The organism is Sphingomonas daechungensis, from assembly GCF_039543105.1.
GTDB classification, from domain to species: Bacteria; Pseudomonadota; Alphaproteobacteria; order Sphingomonadales; family Sphingomonadaceae; genus Sphingomicrobium; species Sphingomicrobium daechungense.
The window spans coordinates 577909-601309 of record NZ_BAABJC010000001.1 but is presented as its reverse complement, the minus strand read 5'-3'; the positions used below and the strand labels follow the sequence as shown (position 1 = coordinate 601309).

At 63.6% G+C, this 23401-nt stretch carries 26 protein-coding genes, 1 tRNA gene and 1 pseudogene; 17 read left to right on the top strand and 11 right to left on the bottom strand.

From position 1 onward, the window contains the following. Window positions 1–59: 59 nt before the first annotated feature. From ABD928_RS03040 to ABD928_RS03020, 5 genes are all read left to right on the top strand, one after another. Window positions 60–1466, top strand: a complete 1407-nt coding sequence (locus ABD928_RS03040) for an NAD(P)H-dependent flavin oxidoreductase (RefSeq protein ID WP_187714382.1) — start codon at window positions 60–62, stop codon at window positions 1464–1466. 5 nt (window positions 1467–1471) lie between these two features. Beyond that, on the top strand, window positions 1472–1945 hold the full coding sequence (locus tag ABD928_RS03035) for an SH3 domain-containing protein (protein ID WP_345165963.1): 474 nt from the start codon (window positions 1472–1474) through the stop codon (window positions 1943–1945). A gap of 65 nt (window positions 1946–2010) precedes the next feature. Next, entirely contained in the window at window positions 2011–2226 is a 216-nt protein-coding gene (locus ABD928_RS03030) for a helix-turn-helix transcriptional regulator (RefSeq protein WP_187714381.1), read from the top strand. Continuing rightward, window positions 2223–2861 carry a hypothetical protein gene (locus ABD928_RS03025; RefSeq protein WP_345165958.1) on the top strand — a complete coding sequence of 213 codons (639 nt, stop codon included), beginning with the start codon at window positions 2223–2225 and terminating at the stop codon, window positions 2859–2861. Before ABD928_RS03030 ends, ABD928_RS03025 begins: the two co-directional genes overlap by 4 nt. Before the next feature lie 45 nt (window positions 2862–2906). Further along, on the top strand, window positions 2907–3356 hold the full coding sequence (locus ABD928_RS03020; protein ID WP_345165955.1) for a RidA family protein: 450 nt from the start codon (window positions 2907–2909) through the stop codon (window positions 3354–3356). A 21-nt stretch (window positions 3357–3377) separates the two neighbouring features. Here the strand turns inward: ABD928_RS03020 and ABD928_RS03015 are convergent, their stop codons facing one another. The 3 genes and pseudogenes from ABD928_RS03015 to ABD928_RS03005 all read right to left on the bottom strand — a co-directional run bounded on the left by ABD928_RS03015 (window position 3378) and on the right by ABD928_RS03005 (window position 5913). After that, a complete protein-coding gene (locus ABD928_RS03015; protein WP_187714378.1) occupies window positions 3378–3824 on the bottom strand; it encodes a hypothetical protein in 447 nt (148 codons plus the stop codon). Window positions 3825–3880: 56 nt separating this feature from the next. After that, window positions 3881–4647, bottom strand: a pseudogene (locus tag ABD928_RS03010) (MauE/DoxX family redox-associated membrane protein). 72 nt (window positions 4648–4719) lie between these two features. Continuing rightward, on the bottom strand, window positions 4720–5913 hold the full coding sequence (locus ABD928_RS03005; RefSeq protein ID WP_187714377.1) for an acetyl-CoA C-acyltransferase: 1194 nt from the start codon (window positions 5911–5913) through the stop codon (window positions 4720–4722). Window positions 5914–6021: 108 nt separating this feature from the next. On the opposite strand from ABD928_RS03005, the gene ABD928_RS03000 reads away from it, so the two are divergent. From ABD928_RS03000 to ABD928_RS02990, 3 genes are all read left to right on the top strand, one after another. Next, complete coding sequence (locus tag ABD928_RS03000) at window positions 6022–7173, top strand: isovaleryl-CoA dehydrogenase (RefSeq protein WP_187714376.1); 1152 nt, start codon at window positions 6022–6024, stop codon at window positions 7171–7173. A 108-nt stretch (window positions 7174–7281) separates the two neighbouring features. Continuing rightward, complete coding sequence (locus ABD928_RS02995; RefSeq protein ID WP_187715912.1) at window positions 7282–8565, top strand: MFS transporter; 1284 nt, start codon at window positions 7282–7284, stop codon at window positions 8563–8565. A 51-nt stretch (window positions 8566–8616) separates the two neighbouring features. Continuing rightward, window positions 8617–9438, top strand: coding sequence for a c-type cytochrome (locus tag ABD928_RS02990; protein WP_345165948.1), 822 nt, complete (start codon window positions 8617–8619; stop codon window positions 9436–9438). Here the strand turns inward: ABD928_RS02990 and ABD928_RS02985 are convergent, their stop codons facing one another. Continuing rightward, entirely contained in the window at window positions 9439–11517 is a 2079-nt protein-coding gene (locus tag ABD928_RS02985; RefSeq protein ID WP_345165945.1) for a M13 family metallopeptidase, read from the bottom strand. Window positions 11518–11604: 87 nt separating this feature from the next. Between ABD928_RS02985 and ABD928_RS02980 the strand changes: the two genes are divergently transcribed. From ABD928_RS02980 to cysQ, 6 genes are read left to right on the top strand one after another with little or no spacing between them, the layout of a single operon-like run. Continuing rightward, a complete protein-coding gene (locus ABD928_RS02980) occupies window positions 11605–13206 on the top strand; it encodes a carboxyl transferase domain-containing protein (protein WP_187714374.1) in 1602 nt (533 codons plus the stop codon). Window positions 13207–13214: 8 nt separating this feature from the next. After that, window positions 13215–13682, top strand: a complete 468-nt coding sequence (locus ABD928_RS02975) for a nuclear transport factor 2 family protein (protein WP_187714373.1) — start codon at window positions 13215–13217, stop codon at window positions 13680–13682. Beyond that, a complete protein-coding gene (gene bioB / locus ABD928_RS02970) occupies window positions 13679–14662 on the top strand; it encodes a biotin synthase BioB (protein ID WP_345165940.1) in 984 nt (327 codons plus the stop codon). Before ABD928_RS02975 ends, bioB begins: the two co-directional genes overlap by 4 nt. After that, on the top strand, window positions 14659–16536 hold the full coding sequence (locus ABD928_RS02965; protein ID WP_345165937.1) for an acetyl/propionyl/methylcrotonyl-CoA carboxylase subunit alpha: 1878 nt from the start codon (window positions 14659–14661) through the stop codon (window positions 16534–16536). The genes bioB and ABD928_RS02965 overlap by 4 nt, the downstream gene beginning before the upstream one ends. Beyond that, entirely contained in the window at window positions 16533–17312 is a 780-nt protein-coding gene (locus tag ABD928_RS02960; RefSeq protein ID WP_187714372.1) for an SDR family NAD(P)-dependent oxidoreductase, read from the top strand. Before ABD928_RS02965 ends, ABD928_RS02960 begins: the two co-directional genes overlap by 4 nt. Continuing rightward, window positions 17309–18136, top strand: coding sequence for a 3'(2'),5'-bisphosphate nucleotidase CysQ (gene cysQ / locus ABD928_RS02955; RefSeq protein ID WP_345165933.1), 828 nt, complete (start codon window positions 17309–17311; stop codon window positions 18134–18136). The genes ABD928_RS02960 and cysQ overlap by 4 nt, the downstream gene beginning before the upstream one ends. Here cysQ and ABD928_RS02950 read toward each other — a convergent pair. Further along, window positions 18086–18307 (bottom strand): hypothetical protein, encoded by a 222-nt coding sequence (locus ABD928_RS02950; RefSeq protein WP_345165930.1) that lies wholly within the window; start codon window positions 18305–18307, stop codon window positions 18086–18088. The genes cysQ and ABD928_RS02950 overlap by 51 nt on opposite strands. A 191-nt stretch (window positions 18308–18498) precedes the next feature. On the opposite strand from ABD928_RS02950, the gene ABD928_RS02945 reads away from it, so the two are divergent. Beyond that, the gene (locus ABD928_RS02945) at window positions 18499–19419 is read left to right on the top strand and encodes a MarR family winged helix-turn-helix transcriptional regulator (RefSeq protein ID WP_345165927.1); all 921 of its coding nucleotides are present in this window, start codon (window positions 18499–18501) and stop codon (window positions 19417–19419) included. Window positions 19420–19459: 40 nt separating this feature from the next. Then, a complete protein-coding gene (locus ABD928_RS02940; RefSeq protein WP_345165924.1) occupies window positions 19460–20080 on the top strand; it encodes a hypothetical protein in 621 nt (206 codons plus the stop codon). Between the two features lie 16 nt (window positions 20081–20096). Here ABD928_RS02940 and ABD928_RS02935 read toward each other — a convergent pair. Beyond that, a tRNA-Val gene (locus ABD928_RS02935) sits at window positions 20097–20172 on the bottom strand. A 475-nt stretch (window positions 20173–20647) separates the two neighbouring features. On the opposite strand from ABD928_RS02935, the gene ABD928_RS02930 reads away from it, so the two are divergent. After that, entirely contained in the window at window positions 20648–20812 is a 165-nt protein-coding gene (locus tag ABD928_RS02930; RefSeq protein ID WP_223276260.1) for a hypothetical protein, read from the top strand. Window positions 20813–20821: 9 nt separating this feature from the next. On the opposite strand, the gene ABD928_RS02925 is transcribed toward ABD928_RS02930, so the two are convergent. Genes ABD928_RS02925 through ABD928_RS02905 form a run of 5 tightly spaced genes read right to left on the bottom strand, consistent with a single transcriptional unit; the run spans window position 20822 to window position 23313 of the window. Beyond that, a complete protein-coding gene (locus tag ABD928_RS02925) occupies window positions 20822–21379 on the bottom strand; it encodes a F0F1 ATP synthase subunit B family protein (protein WP_187714366.1) in 558 nt (185 codons plus the stop codon). Next, window positions 21372–21863, bottom strand: coding sequence for a F0F1 ATP synthase subunit B family protein (locus ABD928_RS02920; protein ID WP_187714365.1), 492 nt, complete (start codon window positions 21861–21863; stop codon window positions 21372–21374). Before ABD928_RS02920 ends, ABD928_RS02925 begins: the two co-directional genes overlap by 8 nt. 44 nt (window positions 21864–21907) lie before the next feature. Continuing rightward, window positions 21908–22135, bottom strand: a complete 228-nt coding sequence (locus ABD928_RS02915; RefSeq protein ID WP_187480483.1) for a F0F1 ATP synthase subunit C — start codon at window positions 22133–22135, stop codon at window positions 21908–21910. 23 nt (window positions 22136–22158) lie between these two features. After that, window positions 22159–22935, bottom strand: coding sequence for a F0F1 ATP synthase subunit A (locus tag ABD928_RS02910; protein ID WP_187715910.1), 777 nt, complete (start codon window positions 22933–22935; stop codon window positions 22159–22161). Between the two features lie 42 nt (window positions 22936–22977). Then, on the bottom strand, window positions 22978–23313 hold the full coding sequence (locus ABD928_RS02905) for an AtpZ/AtpI family protein (protein WP_345165913.1): 336 nt from the start codon (window positions 23311–23313) through the stop codon (window positions 22978–22980). Between the last annotated feature and the right edge of the window lie 88 nt (window positions 23314–23401).

The window sequence follows — 23401 nt, the reverse complement described above, 5'->3', positions numbered from 1 at the left end:
GGATTTTTGCAGAATTGTCAGCAAGAGACCGTATATAGCCGCGAAACAGGAGAGACGAATTGTTCAAGGGGCTGCAGCCCATCCTTTACGGCGGACGCGAGGTCTGGCCGCTGGTTGAAGGCGGCAAGGGCGTCTCTGCGACCAATCACGCGAGTTCCGGCGCCTGGGCGGCTGCCGGCGGCATCGGCACCGTGTCCGCGGTCAATGCCGACAGCTACGATCCGGAAGGCCGGATCATCCCGCAAATCTACAACGGCATGTCCCGCCGGGATCGCCACGAAGAGCTTATCCAGTACGCGATCGACGGTGCCGTCGCGCAGGTCCAGCGCGCTTACGACATGGCGTCGGGCAAGGGCGCGATCAACATCAACGTGCTGTGGGAAATGGGCGGCGCGCAGCGCGTGCTCCACGGCGTACTCGAGCGCACGAAGGGCTTGGTCACCGGCGTCACCTGCGGCGCCGGCATGCCCTACAAGCTGAGCGAGATCGCAGCCTCCTACGGCGTCAATTATCTGCCGATCATCAGCTCCGCTCGTGCTTTCAGCGCATTGTGGAAGCGCGCATATTCCAAGGCGGCGGAATGGCTGGCCGCGGTCGTCTACGAGGATCCGTGGCTGGCTGGCGGTCACAACGGGCTTTCCAATGCCGAAGACCCGCGCGCGCCGCAGGATCCTTATCCGCGCGTTGCCGCACTTCGCCAAACCATGCGCGACAACGGCATCGCCGACAGCGTTCCGATCGTGATGGCCGGCGGCGTCTGGCGCCTCGACGAGTGGGAGAACTGGATCGACAATCCGGAGCTCGGGCAGATTGTCTTTCAGTTCGGAACCCGGCCGCTGCTGACCCAGGAAAGCCCGATCCCGCCCGAGTGGAAGGCGCGGCTGATGACTCTGGAAGAGGGCGATGTGCTGCTGCACCGCTTTTCGCCGACCGGCTTCTATTCTTCCGCAGTCCGCAACCCGTTCCTGCGCAACCTTGAGGCGCGGTCGCACCGGCAGGTGGCCTTTACCAAGGAGCCCCTCGGCGACCATCACTTCGAGCTCGACGTGGGCGTCGGCAGGAAGCGTGGCTACTGGGTCACCAAGGGCGACCTTCAGCATGCGCGCGAATGGTTCGCCGCCGGGTATAATGAGGCGCTGAAGACTCCGGACGAAACGCTCATCTTCGTCACGACTGAGGAGAAGAACCAGATCCGCCACGACCAGGCGGAATGCATGGGCTGCCTCAGCCAATGTTCGTTCTCATCCTGGGCGGACAATGAGAAGAATTCGACCGGGCGTCTCGCCGACCCGCGCAGCTTCTGCATCCAGAAGACGCTTCAGGATATCGCGCATGGCGGGCCCGTCGAAAACAACCTCATTTTCGCCGGGCACGCGGCGTTCCGGTTCAAGACCGACCCATTTTATTCGAACGGCTTCGTCCCGACGGTGAAGCAACTTGTGGACCGCATCCTGACGGGAGCTTGAGGTTCGTGCGTAAGGGGGTTCTCGCCGCAGTCATCCTGGCGCTCGCCGTTCCCGCGGCCGCGCAGGACAAGAAGCCGCCGTACTGGGCATCGATCGCTTCGGGCGAGGCAATGATGCGCACTGGTCCGGGGCGGAATTATCCGGGCGTCTGGCTCTACAAGCGCCGCGACCTGCCGATCCGGGTGGTAAAGACCTATCCGAATTGGCGCCTGATCGAGGATCCGGAGGGCACGCAGGGCTGGATGCTGGTTACGCTGCTCAGCGATCGCCGCACTGCCATCGTGAAGCCAGGCGATCCGCGATCCATTTATGCCAAGCCCGATGCCGGCAGCCGGCTTCGCTACAATGCCCAGCCGGGGGTGGTCGGCCGCATTGAGCATTGTGGAAACGGCTGGTGCCATTTCAGCGTCGACAAGCGCGAAGGCTATATCCGCACGTCCGACATCTGGGGCGTAAGTGACGGAGAAACCGTCGATTAATTCGTCTCTGCGAGTACCTGTCCAACACTCTTGACAGTCAAGAGTTCTGGACAGATGATTGGCGCGTGGAGAATCGGCTGAAGCACATCCGCGAGGCGCGCGGCTGGAGTCAGGGTGAGTTGGCGAGGCGCATTGGCGTCTCGCGGCAGACCATCAACTGTGTCGAAACCGACAAGTACGACCCGAGCCTCCCATTGGCGCTGCGCCTGGCGAAACTCTTCGCCGTGCCCGTCGACCAGATCTTCATCGACAAATGGGAACCGGAGGAACCGTCGAAATGAGTGCAACCATGGATGCCAGGAAAATGCGCGTCATGATTTGGCGCATGCTTGCGGGAGCTATCGTCGGAGCGGTCGCGTCCCTTTTGTTCTTCAAGTTCGTCGGCGAGCCGAACATGGACCTGAAGAACCCATCCGTGCTCATCGCGGCCGCGTGCGGCATTGTCTACCTGCTAATCGGTCTGATGGTCGCTTTGGGCGTGGCGGCGCCAAAGACTGGGGCGCACTTCCTCAACGTCGAGGATGCCGACGAACTTCGCGAAGAGCGGCCAAAGCTCAGGACCAGTGCAATCGCAACCATCTTGATCGGCGTCTTCGTGCTCGTTCTCGCCATGGCGGGGGGCGGCATCGACAACCAGGTCGCGCTGGCAATTGCGGCATTGTGCCTGATTGCCGTCGTCGCGGTGACCGCGGCTGGCGTGAAGCAATATGATGAGCTGACGTGGCAGCTGACGAGGGAAGCCTCGGCCTATGGCTTTTACGCGACCCTCGTCTTGTTCGGCGGCTGGGCGGCGCTTGCGCACCTCGGGTACGTGCCCTGGATCAGCCCGCTGGCGTTCGTGTCCCTGCTCATCATCCTCCAGCTCCTGACCGCATTCATCGCCGTCGGCAGGCGCGGAATGCTGATGCCCCGCTGAGCCGCAAAGATGCTATGACGGTCGCGACCACAACAGGGGGCGAAGATGAAATTGATCGCGTCGGTGATTTTGCTCATGTCCGCAGGTGCCGCACAGGCTGCGCCGCCGACCGTCGAATACTTCCCTGCGCCAGGGGCGATCACCGGCCGGCCCGCTCCCTTCTCCAGCGCGGTACGCGTCGGGGACGTGATGTACCTCTCCGGTCAGATCGGCATCGGACCTGACGGCAAGCTGCCGGAGACCTTCGAGGGCCAGGCCAAGCAGACGATGGAGAACGTCGGCGCCGCGCTGAAGGCGAGGGGCCTTGACTGGGGCGACGTGTTCAAATGCACGGTCATGATCGCCGACATGAAGAACTGGCCGGCGTTCAATGCGGTGTACGTGCCCTACTTCCCCGAAGGGAAGCTGCCCGCACGCAGTGCATTCGGAGCGAGCGGCCTTGCGCTGGGAGCCCAACTCGAGCTCGAGTGCCTGGCCTACGCGGGCCCAAAGTAGGGCCCGCGCAGCAGCGTCTGCTTATTGGGCGGGCGCCGGCATCGTCATCGGTTCATACGCAACTCGCGTGACGGTGAGCTTCTCGCCCTTGTCGCTGGTCGTTTCCATCGCCTGACCGACCTCGACGGCCTGAATGGTCCAGCAGACCTCGCCGTCCTTGTTCATCGCGCTGGTGAAGCAAGCCTTGCCATCCTTTATCACCGAGGTGCCGTGGTCGAGATGCTTGTCACCCGCGTTGGCGATGTAGTTGCCGCTGGCGTCGATCGACTCCTTGATGGCCTGGCCGTCCTTGTCGGTGAAGGTCCAGGTCGTCTCGTTGAGCTGGAACGCGGCGGGCGTCGCGGCGGCATTTGCGTCGACAGCGTTAACGTCGACGGCATTGGCATCGGCATTCGTGTCTGCCGGTGCTTCGGCTTTGTTGCAGCTAACCAAGGCAATTGCGGCAAGTGTGACGATCGTCAGGCGCATGGCTTTCTCCCCGTTTGAGGGGTCTCGCCATATCACCGGATCGTTTGGGCCGCGAATCAGAGCCACATTCGCGCCATCCAAATCGCCATCCCGACCATGAACAAGTTCTCGGTTAGCGAGACAAAGCCAAGTGGCACGTTCGACGATCCGCCGACGCACGCGCATTTCAGTTCTCGCTTGTCGACATAGACAGCTTTGAAGACGCTGATTGCCCCTTCGGTCCCGATGAACAGGGCAATTGGCACGCTCAGCCAATGCAGGCGATCAGACAGCATCAGAACGCCCGCTATGGCTTCGAGCACCGGATACAGGCTGGCGTATGGAACCCATCGCCGCGACAGCAGATCGTAGTTGAGAAACATCGCAGAGAACGATTCGACGTCCTGCAATTTCAGGAATGCCAGAACGATCATCGAAATGCCGATGAACCATTCCGCGGCTCGAACGGTGAAGGGTGTTTCGAAATTGGCGACGCTCAACGCCAATGCGCCCAGGGCGTAAGCGAGAACAAGGCGATAATGGGCACGTAGCTGGTTTCGCCCTTCGCCTGCACGCGCTTCCCGAAAAAGCGCCGCAGGTCGTCGTAGCCGCCGACGCGTTCGCCGTGAATGAAGGTCTGCGGCGTCGTCGTTACGCTATGCGTGGCTTTGAATGCGTCGGTTTCCTCCCTGGTCCGCAGGTGGCGGTCATCGACCTTGAACCCGCGGCTTTCCAGCAGGTGCTTCGACTTGATTCCCCAGGGGCACACATGGCTGGGCATGACCATCCGGTAGAGGATGGCGGTTTTCTCCGTCGCCGGAGCGATCGGGTCATGTTTGGTCATTGGAGTGTCCTTCGTCTTTAGAACGAGTCGGACACTCCTTTAGCTCCCGTACCGCGGTACGGAGTCAAGCGGTCAGACGAGTTCCACCGCCACGGCCGTCGCTTCGCCGCCGCCGATGCAGAGGCTGGCGACGCCGCGCTTGAGGTCCTTGCCTTTGAGCGCATTGATGAGAGTGACGAGGATGCGCGTTCCGCTGGCGCCGATCGGGTGACCCAGGGCGGTAGCGCCGCCGTGGACGTTGATCTTCTCGTGCGGGATGCCGAGGTCCTTCATCGCGAACATGGCGACGCAGGCGAACGCCTCGTTCACTTCCCACAGGTCGACTTCCGAAGCCTTCCAGCCGGCCTTTTCGAGCACCTTCTCGATGGCGCCGATCGGGGCGACGGTGAACTGCGCCGGCTCCTGCGCGTGGGCGGCGGTCGCAACAATGCGGGCGACCGGATCAAGGCCCTTGGCGCTGGCGACGCTCTCGCGGGTCAGGACGACGGCGGCGGCACCGTCGGAGATGGACGAGCTGGTCGCGGCGGTGATCGTGCCTTCCTTCGAGAAAGCGGGCTTCAGCTGCGGAATCTTGTCCGGACGGCCGCGGCCCGGGGCTTCGTCGGTGTCGACGACGGTCTCGCCGGCGCGGCTCTTGATGGTGACGGGGACGATTTCGTCCTTGAAGCCGCCATTGTCGATCGCGGCCTTGGCGCGACTGAGGCTCTCGATGGCGTAATTGTCCATCTGCTCGCGCGTCAGCTGATATTCGTCGGCGGTGCACTGGGCGAAGCTCCCCATCGCGCGGCCTTCTTCGTAGGCGTCCTCGAGGCCGTCGAGGAACATGTGGTCGTAGGCCGTGTCATGGCCGATGCGTGCGCCCGAGCGGTGCTTCTTGAGCAAATACGGGGCGTTGGTCATCGACTCCATGCCGCCCGCGATGATGAAGTCGGCATTGCCGGCCGTGAGAGCTTCGTCGCCCATGATCACCGTCTGCATGCCCGAGCCGCAGACCTTGTTGACGGTGGTCGCCTGGACCGACTTCGGGAGACCCGCCTTGAGCGCCGCCTGGCGGGCAGGGGCCTGACCAAGACCGGCCGGAAGCACGCAGCCCATGTAGATGCGGTCGATATCCTCGCCGGAGACGCCAGCACGTTCCACGGCGGCCTTCACCGCCGTCGCGCCCAGGTCGGTCGCGGTCGCGTCGGACAGCGAGCCCTGCATGGCGCCCATCGGCGTGCGGGCGATCGAAAGAATGACGGTGGGATCTTCAGCGGTGGTGGCCATCGAATGTGCTCCGGAGTCGGATTGTTGCGCCGCACATAAGACTGCCGGCTTGCTTGTTCAAACCTCAATGCCGGTGCTACGCGCGCCTCCAACACGAGAGGCTTTGAAATGTCCGACGCGACCTTCGACTTCCAGCTCGGCGAGATGGCCGACACCATCCGCGAATCCACGCAGCGCTTCGCCGCCGACAAGATCGCGCCGATCGCGGCGGAGATCGACGAGAAGGACGAGTTTCCGCGTCACCTCTGGCCGCAGATGGGCGAGCTTGGGCTGCACGGAATTACCGTCGCCGAAGAGGATGGCGGACTTGGCCTCGGCTATCTCGAGCATGTCGTGGCGCAGGAAGAGGTCGCCCGCGCGTCCGGCTCCGTCGGGCTCAGCTATGGCGCACACTCCAACCTCTGCGTGAACCAGATCCGTCGCTGGGCGAACCCGGAGCAGAAGCAGAAGTACCTCCCCAAGCTCATCAGCGGCGAGCATGTCGGCGCGCTCGCTATGAGCGAGGCGGGCGCGGGCAGCGACGTCGTCAGCATGAAGCTGAAGGCGGAGAAGGTCGGCAACGGCTACCGCCTCAACGGCACCAAGTTCTGGATTACAAACGGCTCCGAAGCCAACACGCTCGTCGTGTATGCCAAGACGGGCGAGGGCAGCCGCGGCATTACCGCCTTCCTGATCGAGCGCGAGATGGACGGGTTCTCGATCGGCCAGAAGGTCGACAAGCTCGGCATCCGCGGCTCGCCGACGGCGGAGCTGGTGTTCGACGATTGCTTCGTTCCGCCCGAGAATATCCTCGGCGAGGAGAACAAGGGCGTCGAGGTGCTGATGAGCGGGCTCGATTACGAGCGGACCGTTCTCGCCGGCATGCAGATCGGAATCATGCAGGCATGCCTCGACGTGGTCCTGCCCTACGTTCGCGAGCGCAAGCAGTTCGGGAAACCGATCGGGACATTCCAGCTGATGCAAGCCAAGGTCGCCGACATGTACGTCGCGCTCAATTCGGCGCGTGCCTACGTCTACCAGGTCGCCAAAGCGTGCGACGCGGGCAAGACGACGCGGCACGATGCGGCGGGTGCGATCCTGCTGGCGTCGGAAAATGCGGTGAAGGTCGCAAACGAAGCGGTCCAGGCGTTGGGCGGCGCGGGCTACACCAAGGACTGGCCGGTCGAACGCTACTATCGCGACGCGAAGCTGCTCGACATCGGCGCCGGCACGAACGAAATCCGCCGCATGTTGATCGGCCGGGAGCTGGTTGGCTCCTAACTCAGGTTAGGCCTGATTTTGCCCGCGTGAGGATTGCGCCCATAAGGTCCGCTGCATTGGCGGGGGACGTGAGTGCGCGATCGGCTGAGCATCGGGCGCATTGTCGAAATGAACATCGGCTTCTTCGGCCTGCAGTTCAGCTTCGGGCTGCAGCAGGCAAACATGACGCCGATCTACAAATTCCTCGGCGCCGACGAGGCGACCATGCCATTGCTCTGGCTTGCCGGTCCGATGACGGGCCTGCTGGTGCAACCGATCATCGGTGCGTTGAGCGACCGTACCTTGTCGCGGATGGGACGGCGCACGCCATATTTCCTGATTGGCGCGATCGTCTGTTCGCTGTGCCTGTTTGCCATGCCCTACAGTCCCACGCTGTGGATGGCGGCGTCGCTGCTCTGGCTGCTGGACGCGGGCAATAACGTCACGATGGAACCTTACCGGGCTTATGTCGCCGACCGGTTGCTGCCCGAACAGCAGCCTGCGGGGTTCCTGACGCAGAGTGCTTTCACCGGCCTTGCCCAGTGCACGTCTTATGCTGCGCCGTCGCTATTGGCAGCGGCCGGGGTGTCGACGGCGATCATGCCAGGGCACCCGATCCCGGACATCGTCAAGCTGGCGTTCGTGGTCGGCGCGATCCTGTCGCTCGGGACGATCGTCTATTCGGTCGTCCGCGTGCCAGAGCTGAAGCTCGACGAAGCCGAGAAGGCGCGCATTGCCGCCTTGCCGCGCGGCTTCGGCGCGGCTCTTGCTGAAGTCGTGGACGCGGTTCGGGAGATGCCACAGGCCATGCGACGGTTGGCGGTTGCGATGCTTTGCCAATGGTATGCGATGTTCGTCTATTGGCAGTACATTTCCCTGTCGGTGTCACGGTCACTGTTCGGGACGACCGAGGCCGCCAGCGCCGCCTACATCGATGCCACACTGACGGCCCAGAAGATGGGCGTCGTTTACAATGCGATCGCATTTGCAGGCGCTCTCATCCTGATCCCGGTCCTGAAGCGCTTCAGCGTCTCGCTGGTCCATGCCGCGTGCCTGGCCGCGTCCGGCGCCGCGATGTTGCTGATCGCGGGGGCGAGCGGGACGGCGACGCTTTACGCGGCGACCCTCGGCATCGGCATCGGCTGGGCCGGGATGATGGGAAACACCTACGTAATGCTGGCCGACGCCATCCCGCCGGAGCGGACCGGCGTCTACATGGGTATTTTCAACATGTTCATCGTCATCCCGATGCTGATCGAAACCGTGACGATGCCGCTGATCTACCGGCCGGTTCTTGGCGGCGATCCCCGGCATGCACTGATGCTGGCCGGCGCCCTGATGATGCTTGGCGCGTTGGCGACTCTCCGGGTGTCGTCGCGAACGTCGCGAAGGGAGCGGCTCGAAGCTGGCTGATTCGGCTGTCGCTTCCGACTGCTTTATGGCTGCGTCGTCAGGGGGACTTTCATGTGCCAGCGACTTCTCGCCATGGTTTTGCTTGCAGCAACGAGCGGCTGCGACCGGAAAGCGGCCGACGCGCCTGCAGCCGTCGCCGCGCCAATGGAAGTCGCATTCGACGGGGCCAACGTGAAGGATGCGGCCGCCCGGCTTGCGCATGGCAAGCGGATCGGCTGGGCGTTGGGTTGCCACGGCTGTCACGGCAAGGATCTGGACGGCCACCGCTTCTACGAGGCTTACGCGTCGAACCTGACGCGCGATCTCGCCGCATACAGCGATCAGCAGATCGAGCATGTCCTGCGGGTCGGCGAACGGTCAAGCGGCAAGCCCTTGTGGGGAATGCCGTCGGAAGTATTCCAGCACCTTAGCGACGCCGACATGACGGCACTGATTGCCGACTTGCGATCGCTGAAGCCGAAGGGCGGCCCGACGCAGGCCATGCTCCCGTTCGAGGCCGAAACGAAGGAACTGATCGCGAGTGGCAAGTTCAAGCCTGCCGCCGACTTCGTGAAGGAGTGGAAGCACAAGCGACCGGTCGATCTCGGACCCGAGTACGCGCAGGGCAGATACATCGCGTCCGTGACCTGTGCCGAGTGCCACGGGTCAGCGCTGCAAGGGGATCCCGGGTTCACGCCCGATCTGATCGTCGCCGGCGCTTACTCCCGCGAGGAATTCGAGACCCTCCTGACCGAGGGCAAGCTCCCGGGCGGTCGGAAATTCAAGAACCCCCTGATGGGCGAGGTCGCCGTCAGCCGCTTTACGCATTTCACGCCGCACGAACGCGACGCGCTCTACGCCTACCTCAAGGCACGCGCGGAGCTGCCGCAGTAACTACCAGACCTTTACCCGCTTGTCGGGCGCCAGATAGAGTTTCTCGCCTTCCTTGACGTCGAACGCCGTGTACCACGGATCGAGGTTGCGAACGGTCAGGGCACGGAATTGCCCCGGCGCGTGGCCGTCGGTCAGGACTCGTTGGCGAAGCTGCTCGTCGCGCATCTTGGTCGCCCACGCCTGCGCGTAGGCGATGAAGAAGCGCTGGTCGCCGGAATAGCCGTCGATGGCCTGCGCCTCCTTGCCGCCGAGCGAATGCTTGTAGGCGTCGTAGGCCGCGGCGAGGCCGGCCACGTCGGCGATGTTCTCGCCTAGCGTCAGCTTGCCGTTCAGGTGGAGTCCGGGAAGCGCTTCGTATTCGTCGTACTGCGCGGCCAGCGCATCGCCCGCCTGCTGGAAACGCTTGAAGTCCGCTGGAGTCCACCAGTTGCGAAGCGCACCGGTGGAATCGAACAGAGCGCCGTTGTTGTCGAAGCTGTGGCTGATCTCGTGCCCGATCACGGAGCCGATTGCGCCATAGTTGAATGCCGGGTCGGCCTTCGGATCGAAGAAGGGCCGCTGAAGGATTGCTGCCGGGAAGTTGAGCGCGTTCTGCACCGGCAGGTTGACCGCGTTCACCAGTTGCGGCGGCATCCACCATTCGGCGCGATCCATCGGTTTGCCGATCTTCGCGATCTGGTGGCGGTATTCTGCGAGACTCGCCGCTTTGGCGTTGGCGTAGGCGTTGCCGCCGATCTCCAGCGAGGAAATGTCGCGCCAAGTGTCGGGATAGCCGACGCCGACAACGATCGATTTCACTTTCTTGAGCGCTTCCGCCTTTGTCGACGGCGCCATCCAGTCGAGCGCCTCGACGCGGCGCGCGAAGGCAGCCTTGATCTCCTCGACCATCCGCTGAATTTCGGCCTTCGAGGACGCCGGGAAGTAGCGGTCGACATAGGTCTTGCCTACGGCGTCCTGGAGCGTGTCGCTGACTGCGTTCAGCGCCAACTCATCCCGCGGGCGCTCCTTGGGGATTCCAAGAAGCGCGGTGCTGTTGAACGCAAAGCTCGCATCACGGAAGCCCTTGGGGAGCACGTCGGCCTGCTGGTTGAGCGTATGAAACGCCAGCCAGTCCTTCCACGCATGCAGCGGCTCCGACGCAACGAGCGCCGACAGCTTCGGAATGGCGTTGGCATTATATGCTTCGAACTTGGGCGCGCTGCCGAGTTGCGCCGCGTCGAGTAGCGCTTTCCAGTCCAGGCCAGGCGCGTTCTTTTCCAGTTCCGCGCGTGACCAGACCTTCACGCCCTGGGCGAAATCCTCGCTTTCCTCACGCGTCGCGTGCGCGTTCGCGATCTTCGTTTCCAGCGCCATCACCCGGTCTGCCGCCGCCTTGGCGTCAGGGTAATTGGCAAGCTGCAGGATCTGACCGACATAGGTGCGGTACGTGTTGCGAAGGTCGGCCATCTTGGCGTCGCCGCTGAGGTAATACTCACGCTCCGGTAGGCCGATGCCGCCCTGCATGATGTAGGGCAATTGCTCGCCCGGCGTGCTCAGTCCCTGAGTGACGAAGATTCCGAACAGGTTCTCGGTGTGAAAATTGGTCGCGTTGAGCGGATCGGTGTCGGCACGCAAGGTGCGGCCGATGGCAGCGCTCAGCTGGGTCTTGTCGGCGATGCCGCCGATCGCATCGAGGTCCGCCTTGGCGGGGCCTAGGCCGGCTTTGTCGATCGCGTCCGTGTTCAGATAGGCATTGTAGAAGTTGGCGATCTTCCCCTCGTTCGAGCCGGCATCCGGATTCGCCTTGAGGATCTCGGCGATCATGTCCTTCGTCTGCCGCTCGCGTTCCTGGTCGGCGATGGTGAAGGCACCGATGCGAGAACGGTCTTCGGGGATGGGCGTATTCTTGACCCAGCTGCCGTTGGCGAAAGCGAAGAAGTCGTCGCCCGGCTTGACGGATTTGTCCATCGAGGCGGGCACGATTCCAAGTTCGGTCCCTTGGGCGGTGCTACCTTGTTCGGTGCCAGTGCCGGCTTGCTGGCAGGCGGAAAGCGACAGTGCGAACGCGGACGCAACCAGAAGCAACTTTGAACGGGTCATTCGGGACCTTTCATGGGGTTTTGCCAAGCGCTGCAGCAGCAGCTAGGCGGGCGCAGGGATTTTTCGACCAACGGACCACCTGAGGGCATGAGCGCACCAAGGCTTCAGACAAGCATCAGCCCGGACAACGACGAATTTCGTGCCCGCCGTGAGCACAACCTCTCGCTCGTCCAGAAGTTGCGCGCGGACGTCGCCGAGGCGGCGCAGGGCGGTCCCGAGAAGCATCGCGAGCGCCACGTTTCGCGCGGCAAGCTGCTTCCGCGCGACCGCGTCGAGCGCCTGCTCGATTCGGGATCGCCGTTCCTCGAAATCGGCCAGCTCGCGGCCTTCGATTTGTACGATCACGAGGTGCCGGGCGCGGGCATGATCGCCGGTATCGGCCGCGTGTCGGGCAAGCAGGTGATGATCGTCTGCAACGACGCGACGGTGAAGGGCGGGACCTATTACCCGCTGACCGTGAAGAAGCACCTCCGTGCGCAGGAGATCGCGCTCGAGAACCGATTGCCGTGCGTCTACCTCGTCGACAGCGGCGGAGCGAACCTGCCGCACCAGGCCGAGGTCTTCCCCGACCGCGAGCATTTCGGGCGCATCTTCTTCAACCAGGCGCAGATGAGTTCGAAGGGCATCGCCCAGGTCGCCTGCGTCATGGGCAGCTGCACTGCTGGCGGCGCTTACGTCCCCGCGATGAGCGACGAGAGCGTCATCGTCCGCAACCAGGGGACGATCTTCCTAGGCGGCCCGCCGCTGGTGAAGGCGGCCACTGGCGAGGAGATCAGCGCCGAGGACCTCGGCGGCGGAGACCTCCATGCGCGCAAGTCGGGCGTCGTAGATCATCTCGCCGAGAGTGACGAACATGCGCTGACCATCGTCCGCGACATCGTCTCGACGCTGCAAAGCGAAGCGGGCGCGGGCATCGAGCTTCGCGAGCCGCGAGCGCCGGCCTACGACCCGGAAGAGTTGTACGGCGTCATCCCGGAGGACGTCCGCGCGCCCTACGACGTGCACGAGATCATCGCCCGCATCGTCGACGGTTCGGAGTTCCACGAGTTCAAGCCGCTCTACGGCTCGACCCTCGTCTGCGGCTTCGCGCACATCTGGGGCATGCCGGTCGCGATCCTCGCCAATAACGGCATCCTGTTCAGCGAGAGCGCCGTGAAAGGCGCGCACTTCATCGAGCTCGCCTGCCAGCGCCGCACACCGTTGCTGTTCCTGCAGAACATCAGCGGTTTCATGGTCGGCGGAAAGTATGAGGCGGAAGGCATTGCGAAACATGGCGCGAAGCTGGTCACCGCCGTCGCTACCGCGAGCGTTCCGAAGATCACCGTGCTGATCGGCGGAAGCTTCGGCGCCGGAAATTACGGAATGAGCGGCCGCGCCTACTCGCCGCGCTTCCTCTTCACTTGGCCCAACTCGCGCATCAGCGTGATGGGTGGCGAGCAGGCGGCGAGCGTTCTGGCGACCGTCCACCGCGATGCCGACAAGTGGACGCCCGAGCAGGCGGAAGCCTTCAAGCAACCGATCCGCGATGACTACGAAGCGCAGGGCAATCCGTGGCATGCCACGTCGCGGCTGTGGGACGACGGGATCATCGATCCGGCGCAGACGCGGGATGTGCTTGGGCTGGCCTTCGCGGCCTGTCTGAATGCGCCGATCCCCGAGCGGCCGCAGTTCGGCGTGTTCAGGATGTGACGCAAAGCATGGCTGTAATTCTTTCATTTCTTGCAGCAGTTGCAGCTCAGGGATTGCCGCCGGCCGAAGCGCTGCCGCCGCCCGATGGCGACACTGCAGCAGTCCTCGCTCCGATCAACGCCGTGTTCGCCGCATTCGAAAGCGGAGACGCTGCAGGGATGCTTCGTTACGTCTATCCCGAGGGCCGAGTCACAGCGACTGGAACGCGGGCGAACTCAAGCGGTCTGCGGCAGCAAAGCTGGATCCAGTTCGCCGAGCGCCTGAAGCCGGGCGAGGGCTTTCAGGAGCGGATCAGCGACCCTGCAATCGAGATCGACGGAGACGTGGCGATGGTCTGGGCCCCGTTCGTCGTGCGCGTCGGCGGCAAGGTCAGCAATTGCGGCTACGACCATTTCGACTTGGTCCGCGACAACGGCACCTGGAAGATCATGAACCTGACCTTCTCTTCTCGAACTACGGATTGCCCGGCCCAATGACCCGCAACGACTGGACCCGCGCCGAGATCGCGGAGCTCTTCGACCTTCCTTTCACGGAGCTCGTGTTCCGTGCTGCGGACGTGCACCGGCATCATCACGCGGCGGGTGAAGTGCAGCTTTGCACTCTGCTGTCGATCAAGACCGGCGGTTGCCCCGAGGATTGCGGCTATTGCTCGCAGTCGGCGCATGCGGACACCGGCCTCAAGGCCGAGAAATTGATGGACGCCGACGCTGTCATCGCAGCTGCTCGTGAGGCCAAGGCGCATGGGTCGCAGCGCTTCTGCATGGGCGCGGCATGGCGTGAGCCGAAGGAGCGCGACATGCCGGCGCTGCTCGAAATGGTCAGCGAAGTGAAGGCGATGGGCCTCGAGACCTGCATGACGCTCGGCATGCTGACCGGCGAGCAGGCGCGGGCGCTGAAGGACGCGGGCCTCGACTATTACAATCACAACATCGACACCTCGCCCGAGCATTACGGCGACATCATCACCACGCGGACTTTCCAGGAGCGCCTCGATACGTTGGAGGAAGTGCGCAAGGCGGGAATGGCGGTCTGCTGCGGCGGAATCGTCGGCATGGGCGAGACGCGCGCGGACCGCGTCGGCTTCATCCATGCGCTGGCGACGCTCCCGCGCCATCCGGAGAGCGTGCCGGTCAATGCTTTGGTGCCGGTGAAGGGCACGGTGCTCGGCGAAATGTGGGGCGATGAGAAGCCGATCGACGACATCGAGTTCGTGCGGACGGTCGCGGTCGCCCGGATCACCATGCCGAAGTCGATGGTTCGCCTCTCGGCAGGCCGTGAAAGCATGTCGGAGAGCACGCAGGGGCTGTGCTTTCTGGCGGGAGCGAACAGCATCTTCACCGGCGACCGGTTGCTGACGACGCCGAATGCTGGCGACAACGCCGACGCGGCCCTGTTCGCCAAGCTGGGACTCAAGCCGTTGGTCGCGGAAGAGCCGATGCGGGTGGCCGCCGAATGATCTCGTCGCTGCTTATCGCCAATCGCGGCGAGATTGCCTGCCGCATCATCCGGACCGCGCGCGAGATGGGCGTGCGGACGGTTGCGGTCTACTCCGATGCGGATGCCAATGCGCTTCATGTGCGGATGGCGGACGAGGCGGTGCACATCGGGCCGAGCCCGGCGCGCGAGAGCTACCTGGTCGGCGAGAAGATCATCGAGGCGGCCAAGGCCACCGGTGCCGAAGCTATCCACCCGGGCTACGGCTTCCTGTCGGAAAATGCCGACTTCGCGCAGGCGGTGATTGACGCCGGCCTGATCTGGGTCGGGCCGAAGCCCGACAGCATCCGCGCCATGGGCCTGAAGGACGCCGCGAAGAAACTCATGTCCGACGCCGGCGTGCCGGTGACGCCCGGCTATCTCGGCGAGGATCAGGACCCAAAGCGCCTGAAGGCCGAGGCCGACACGATCGGCTATCCGGTGCTGATCAAGGCGGTGGCGGGTGGCGGCGGCAAGGGCATGCGCCGCGTCGACGACGGCGCGCACTTCGACGACGCGCTCGAAAGCTGTAAGCGCGAGGCAGCCAGCTCATTCGGCGACGACCGCGTGTTGATCGAGAAATACATCCTCTCGCCGCGCCACATCGAAGTGCAGGTCTTCGGCGACAGCCACGGCAACGTCGTCCATTTGTTCGAGCGCGACTGCTCGCTCCAGCGCCGCCACCAGAAGGTGATCGAGGAAGCGCCCGCGCCCGGCATGGACGAGGCGACCCGCGAAGCGGTCTGCGGCGCGGCAGTGCGCGCAGCCAAGGCCGTGAACTACGAAGGCGCGGGGACGATCGAGTTCATCGCCGACGCCAGCGACGGCCTGAAGGGTGACCGCATCTGGTTCATGGAAATGAACACACGCCTGCAGGTCGAGCATCCGGTAACCGAAGAGATCACCGGTCAGGACCTGGTCGAATGGCAGCTCCGCGTCGCATCGGGCGAAAAGCTTCCGAAGACGCAGGGCGAATTGTCGATCAATGGCTGGGCAATCGAGGCGCGGCTTTACGCCGAGGATCCGGCGAAGGGCTTCCTGCCGAGCGTTGGTCCGCTCGACCATTTCGATCTGGGCGAAGACGGCCGCATCGAGACGGGTGTTGAAGAGGGCGATGCCATTTCGCCCTTCTACGACCCGATGATCGCCAAGCTTGTCGCCCGCGGCGACGACCGCGAGGAAGCGATCGGCGAGCTTGCTTCCATCCTGGACGAGGTCGAAGTCTGGCCGGTCCGCACAAACGCCGGCTTCCTGTTCAACGCCTTGCTGCAGCCGGAGTTCGGGGCGGCCGAGCTCGATACGGGCTTCATCGAGCGTCACATCGAGACGCTTGTCCCTGACGCCGAACCGGACGACGCGATTTGGCGTGGGGCCGCAGTCGTAGCGCTCGCGCAGGATGAGAATGACGACGCCTTCGCCGGCCTTTCGGGCTTCCGCCTCAATGCCCCGCAGCGGACCAGTGTCGCGCTGGGCTTCCACGGCGACTTCCGTACGGTCTCGTCGGACGAGGGCGATTTCGCCGCCGTCTCAGGCTTCCGTGACGATGAGCGCGTGGTCGCCTTCTACGAGGGCAATGCATACGAATTCGACCTTGCTGCGCGGGGAAGCGTCGCCGGGCAGGGCATCGCCAACGGTGTGATCGCAGCGCCGATGCCGGGGAAGGTCACTGCCGTCGAGGTTTCTCAGGGAGAAACGGTTGCGAAAGGGCAACGTTTGCTCACATTGGAAGCCATGAAAATGGAGCATGGATTGACCGCGCCATTCGATGGCACGGTCGCCGAATTGAGCGCGCAGGCTGGCGTCCAGGTCAGCGAGGGCGCGGTCCTCGCTCGTGTCGAACCCAAGGAGACAAAATGAAGATTCAGGGCATTGCCGCGGTCGTGACCGGCGGCGCATCCGGACTCGGTGAGGCCACCGCTCGCGAGCTTGCAAGCCGCGGTGCCAAGGTCGCCGTGTTCGATCGCGACATCGAGAAAGGCGAGAAGGTCGCCGCCGAGATCGGTGGAATATTCTGCGAAGTCGACGTGACCAGCGACGAGAAAGTTGCCGCAGCGTTCGCCAAGGCGCGTGAGGCTCACGGGCAGGAGCGCGTGCTGGTCAACTGCGCCGGCGTGGCCAATGCCGCCAAGACCGTCGGCCGAGACAAGGAGACCAAGGAGCCGAAGGCGTATCCGATGATCCAGTTCGAGCTGGCCATCCAGATCAACCTGATCGGCTCGTTCCGCTGCATCGCTCACTCGGCTTACGGCATGGTCAATCTCGATCCGCTGGAAGACGGGGAGCGCGGCTGCATCATCAATACCGCATCGGTCGCGGCCGAAGACGGGCAGATCGGACAAGCGGCCTATTCGGCGTCGAAGGGCGGCGTGCTGGCGATGGCCCTGCCGATTGCTCGCGACCTTATGAACGACGGCATCCGCGTGAACACCATCCTCCCGGGTGTGTTCAAGACGCCGATGGTCGCGATGATGCCGCCGAACGTGCAAGACGCCCTCGGTGCGCAAGTCCCGTTCCCGAAGCGGCTCGGCAAGGCCGAGGAATATGCCGATCTCGCAGCCTTCATCGTCGAGACTCCTTATCTGAATGCAGAAGCGATCCGTCTCGATGGCGGCATCCGAATGGCGCCTCGTTGATCGATTACGGCCGGCTTCTGGATGAAATCGCGGTAGCGGCGCGCGAGGCGGGCGAGGCGATCCTCGAGGTTGTCCGGCGTGGCTACGACGTCGAGCACAAGCAGGACTCGTCTCCGGTCACTGAAGCAGACCGGGCGGCCGAGCTGGTCATCCTTGCGGCACTTGCCAGGGCCGCGCCCGGCGTCCCGGTCATTGCCGAGGAAGAAGTGGCTGCCGGCCGCATTCCCGCGCATGGCGACACCTACTTCCTCGTCGACCCGCTCGACGGGACCAAGGAGTTCGTCCGGGGCGGTGACGACTACACGGTCAACATCGGGCTGATCGCCGAGGGCGTCCCGCATCTTGGCGCGGTGTTCGCTCCTGCAACGCAGCGGCTCCATGGAGGCCTGGTCGGAGAGGGCGCGTGGCTCGAAGATCACAGCGGACGCATCCCGATCTCGGTCCGGCAGCCTGGCGAGCAGCTCGTCGCCGTGGCGTCGAAATCGCATTTCAACCAGCCGACCGCCGATTATCTCGCCCAGGCGGCGGGGGAGTGCGGCTACGTCGCGATCGGATCGTCGCTCAAGTTCTGTATTGTCGCCGAAGGACGCGCCGACATCTACCCGCGGCTGTCGCCGACCAGCGAATGGGACACGGCGGCCGGCCACGCGGTCCTGCTCGCGGCGGGAGGCATCGTCGATGGCCCCGACGGCAATCCGCTCGCTTACGGCAAGCGCGCCTTCCTCAACCGGGGCTTCGTCGCCACCGGCGGCTGGAAGCCGACTGCGATCGGCTCATTTCTCGAGCCATTCTCCGGCGGCGGGGAGATCCCTGTCGGGGTTTGAGCCAGATCGGACGGAGATGCGCGGGCGCATGGCCTCGACCTCCGCCCGCATCATCTCCAGCTGCACGTAAAGCTCAAGTGCCAGCGCGTTCCGGCCCTCGACCACGCCAATGCGCCAGGCGAGCCATTGCGCCTCGTCGATTGCCCGATTGAGTTCAGATAACCATTGCATTCGCGCCGAGATCGACGCGGCCTTCCTAGACGCATTCACTCGCGTGTCCCCCGCAGAGCGGCAACTATGGCGCAAATCTTTCTGCGGTCTTGGAATTCACTCCGTTTCGGACTCAGTTTTGGGCTGACTTTGCTCCGCTTTGCAGTCTAACAACGTTGTTGCTCGGCACGCTTTTGTAACTGGGGTGTCGCATGAACGCCTACTCGACCGAGCATAATAGCCAGACTGAATTGACCTCCGCTCCGGTTCTGATTGCCGGGGACAGCGAGGCTTCGCTTCGCAGGGCAATCATGACCGTTGAAGCCGCCGGGGCCCGCGTCGGCGCGGCCATTCCGCTTGAGCAAGCTTCGGAGCGTATTGAGATCCAGCCCTCCGCCTCGGCGGTCTGGATTGAATTGGAGCGAGATGGCGGGCCGGTGATGGATCGGCTGCTTGCCCAGGTCAGCCATGACGCCAGCGAGGGACGCTATTGCGCGGTCGTGTCTGCAAGCAAGGACCTGCTCGACCTGGCCTTCCTGGGCGTCGGGGGAAGCCCCGTCGAGCTGCTGATCGATGGCAACGATGCCGAGCGGGCGGCGGCCCTGGCTGTCTCGACCTCGGGCATTCATCAATATCGAAAAGTCTCGGACATCGCGTCTGATCGCAGTAGCGAGCGGCTACGTCAGCTCAGCGACGAAGTGGGACGGATCGCGTCGACGCTTGCGCGCCTGTCCTCGGGGCCCGACGCAACCCCGCGGACGATCCCTGAGCTGCGAACCGGGGACGCACCCCAGATTCCGGCCGAGGCCGTGCGCCAGGTCATTCGTGCCCGCCGCTTGCGCAACCGCTTCTTCAAGGAAGACCTGTTTGCCGATCCCGCGTGGGACATGTTGCTCGATCTTCTGCAGGCGGAAATCGCTCAGCTTCGCGTTCCCGTCTCGAGCCTTTGCATCGCCGCTGCGGTGCCCGCAACGACGGCCCTGCGCTGGCTCAAGACCATGACGGACCAGGGCATTTTCCGCCGCCGGGCAGACCCGCATGACGGTCGGCGTGTGTTCGTCGAGCTCTCGCCCGAAGCAAGCCTTGCGATGCGCCAGTACTTCGCCGAGGTTGGCCCGGTCGGCACCGTCTGACGGTCATGAATTATGAACCCGAGGCTGTTAGCCTGGTCTCATGTTCCGGTCGTCAGCGCCATTCGAAAGCCAGTTCCGGTGGGAGGTTGACCGCTGGGTCTTCCGCTTCCGTCAGCGTGGCGCCCCTGTGGAAGTTACCCGACTGGAGCGCGATCGGCTGGTAGCCCGCCATATCCAACGCACGCGGACCATCACCCGCACCTGGTTCGCGGGAGTCTTCGCGTTCTGTTTCCTGTCGGCGTTCGCCATGCCTTATGTTCCCAGCAGCTGGCTGGCAGCCGGGTACTTCAGCACGGCGATTCTGCTCGGCTTCGGGCTTCGCTACTGGGCGGACCAGGCGGTCACACTGCCGCTGCGGAGGCGGCTGCCGGTTGGCGAGAAGCTCGGCTTTCTCGGTGCCTGGATGATGCGGGCGGAAGTCACTTCCTGGCCGCAACTCCTGCTCGGCTTCGCGGCGGTGATTCCTGCAAGTATCCTTGTCCTTACCCTGCCGGACGCCTTCTCTCGGGTAGAGCGCTGGACCGGTGCAGCGGTGGTCATGCTGGTCGGTGCAATGCTGATGTTCATGGCGGCGCTGAAGCTGCTGATCGACTGGCGCGAGCGACGCCGCAATGCGTGGCGCGACGATCTTGAAGAAGCGCGCGATCTCAGGGTGGACTGAGGCACCTATTTGGAAATGGTGGGCGGTGACGGGCTCGAACCGCCGACCCTCTCGGTGTAAACGAGATGCTCTACCAACTGAGCTAACCGCCCTTGGCCTTGCGCCATGCCATGCGCCATATCATTCGGCAACGGACAAGGGGGTTCATGCGGGGATATCGGGATCCGGGACCGGAAGACGAGGCGGATGACCAATTTCGTTTCGAGGACCAGTTCGAAGCCGACGAATACGGTCTGACTTTTCGCAAGTTCGGGCGCGGACGTCCGGTTCGTGTTACGCCCCAAGAACGTGACGAATGCATCGATCGCTTCGAGCGTCTTGATGCCCTCCTCAATCAGGTTAGCTTCGCAGTCCTCATGGTGTGGATGTTGGCCGCCATGCGATGGGGCGGCACGGATGTTTGGTCGCAAGCGCTCTGGATTAGCGCGATAGCCGTGATGGTTCTCGTCGATTTGCGCGGCAAACCGGCTACTTTGGAGGATACGGCTGACTGCTCACTTTGTTCGGCGCGTTCCCGTCGGTCCCGAACGAACTATTATGGATCAGTACCGATCGAAGGCGGCACGATTGAGCTGGCCAATGGTAGGGCTTGCCGCAGCGCTTGGCGCTATCATGCTGTGGCTGACAGACTTCAGTCGCCCCTGGCACCTTCTCGAGCGCGCGCACGTCAGCTTCGCGCTGCTCGGTCTAATCGCACTATCTTTGGTGAAGATCTTCGATCGGCGGCGCTGAAACAGCTTCTTAGCGGCTGCCGATGCTCCGGATCGCGTCGGCGACGAGCGTTTCGTCAGCCTTGGCGTCGACGCGCTCGCGAATGATGCGGGCGGCGGCTTCGCGGGCGGCGTCGGCGGCGGTGGCGCGGAGTTGCTCGACCGCTGCACGCTCTTCGGCGGCGATCTTGTCTTCGGCCATGCGCTGGCGGCGCTCCACGAGGACCTCGGCATTGTCCTTGGCCTGGGCAACGATCGCTTCCGCTTCGTGACGAGCCCGATCGACGATGGAAGCCGCTTCCGTGTCCGCCGACTTCGTCTTGGCCTCATATTCGGCCTTGAGCTTTTCGGCGTCCTTGCGGAGCGATTCCGCTTCGGCGAGCTGGTTGCGGATCACGTCGATCTTGCTGTCCAGTGCCTTGCCGATCGCGGCCGGGACCTTTTTCGCGATGATGATCGCGATAACGACCAGCATCGCCAGGCCGATGAACATCGGCGCGGTGATCAGGCCGAACGCGGCCGGTTCGGCATGTTCCACCGCACCGCCATGCTCGACGGTAGCAGTGGTTTCTGCGTGCGGATTAGCCATTGAGCACCGCCTTGACCGCCGGCTGAGCGTCCTTCGGAGCAATCTTCTGGCCGGTCAGCTTGGCGACCAGCTCGCTCGCGGCGTCCGCCGCCACCGTTTCGAGATCGTGGCGAGCAGCGTCCGCCGCCTCGCGGATCTTCGCCTCGGCATCGGCAATCTTCTTGGCGACCTTGTCGTCCACGGCCTTCAGGCGCTTCTCGGTGTCGAGGCCGGCCTGCTGCTTGGCGTCCTGCGCGACCTTCAATGCCTCGCTGCGGCTCGCGTCGATCCGCTCGCGATACGCTTCCTCGGCAGCTTCCGCCTGCTCGCGGGCGCTTTGGGCGGCCGCCAAGTCTTCGGCGATCTTGCGGTCGCGGTCTTCCACGACCGACTGGATCTTCGGCACCATTCCGCGCCCGATCCAGAAGTAGATGATGCCGAACACCAACAGCAGCCAGAAGAGCTGGCTGATGAAGACTTCGGAAAGCTGATTAATCTGAGGCATCGAAGGTCCCGATTATCCGGCCGGACGAACCGGCCGGAGAATGATCAACGCGCGTAGAGAATGATCATGGCGACCGCGAATGCGATCAGGCCCAGAAGCTCGGCGGCGGCGAAGCCGATGAACAGGCGGCCCTGCTGGCCGTCGGCGGCTGCCGGGTTGCGGAGCGCGCTCTCGAGGAACGAGCCGAAGACGTTGCCGACGCCGATGGCCGCGGCGCCAACGCCGATGGCTGCAAGACCGGCACCGATGACCTGTGCGGAAGCGAAATCCATGTGAAACTCCTTTTATCGAACTCTTAGTGAAGGTTGACTGCGTCGTTGAGATACAGGGACGTCAACAGCGCAAATACGTAAGCTTGGATCGCGCAGACCAGCAGCTCCAACGCAGTCACGCCGACGATGAAGAAGAAGCTGATAAGCGCTACCAATAGACCCATCAGCCCACCGCCGCTGAGCGGGTCCGCGATGAACGCATTGCTCGTCCCAACAATGAAGTTTCCGAACACTTCCATCAGGATGTGGCCGGCGATCATCGCGACGAACAGCCGGAGGCCGAGACTGAACGGGCGGACCATGAACGAGATGAACTCGATGGCCGCGATCAGCGGGATCATGATCTTCGGCGTGCCATGCGGGACGAAAAGCGAGAAGAAATGGAAGCCGTGGCGCCAGAAGCCGACGATCAGGACAATCGAGAAGCTCAGGACGGCGAGGACGCCGGTGATGCTGAACTGGCTGGTCGTGGTGAACTGGTGCTGGCCCGGGATGACGCTGAGCGGGAACAGGCCGAGCAGGTTCGCGGTCAGGATGAATACGAACAGTGAGAAGATGTAGGGCATGAACTTCTTGCCCTCGGGCCCGATGTTCACTTGCACCATATTGTCGATGAAGCCGGTCAGGCCTTCCACCGCCATCTGCCAGCGGCCCGGAACGAGTTGGCGCTTCATTCCCATCATCATGAAGCCAAGGATCAGCGCGAGCGCGATCATCAGCCAGAGGGAATTGTTCGTGAAGCTGATGTCGTAACCGCCGATGTTCAGTGGAACGATGGGTTCCACCGTGAACTGGTGCATCGGATCGATCTTGCCTGCTTCGGCCACTTCGCTCTTACCCTCTTACGATCCCGTCCCGGGCGAATTGCCCGGCGGCGTTTTCGAAATTCGCATGACGTTCACCACGCCCACCCCGAAGCCCACGAAGAGCATGATCAGGAAGAACGTCGGAAAGGTCCCGAACAACGTGTCGAGGCCCCACCCGATAATCCCACCGCCCGCCGGAGCGCCGATGAGGTGGCTGAACATCAAACTCCAAATCCGAGTGCTCGGATTTGCCTGTGCCTTGCCGGTCCGTTTCGCCTCCGCCTCTTGCAACCGGTCGAGCCGCTGTTCGAGCGAATCGAGCCTTGCATCTGGTGGAAGCTTTTGGTCCTGCCCGGTCTCGTCCGTCGCCATGATCTTTCCCTGTGCGTCGCCCCGCCATGATTGGGGTGTTCAAAGGGCGAGAAACATGGCGGCGACCAAGGCCGCCTAGGCGCCGCTC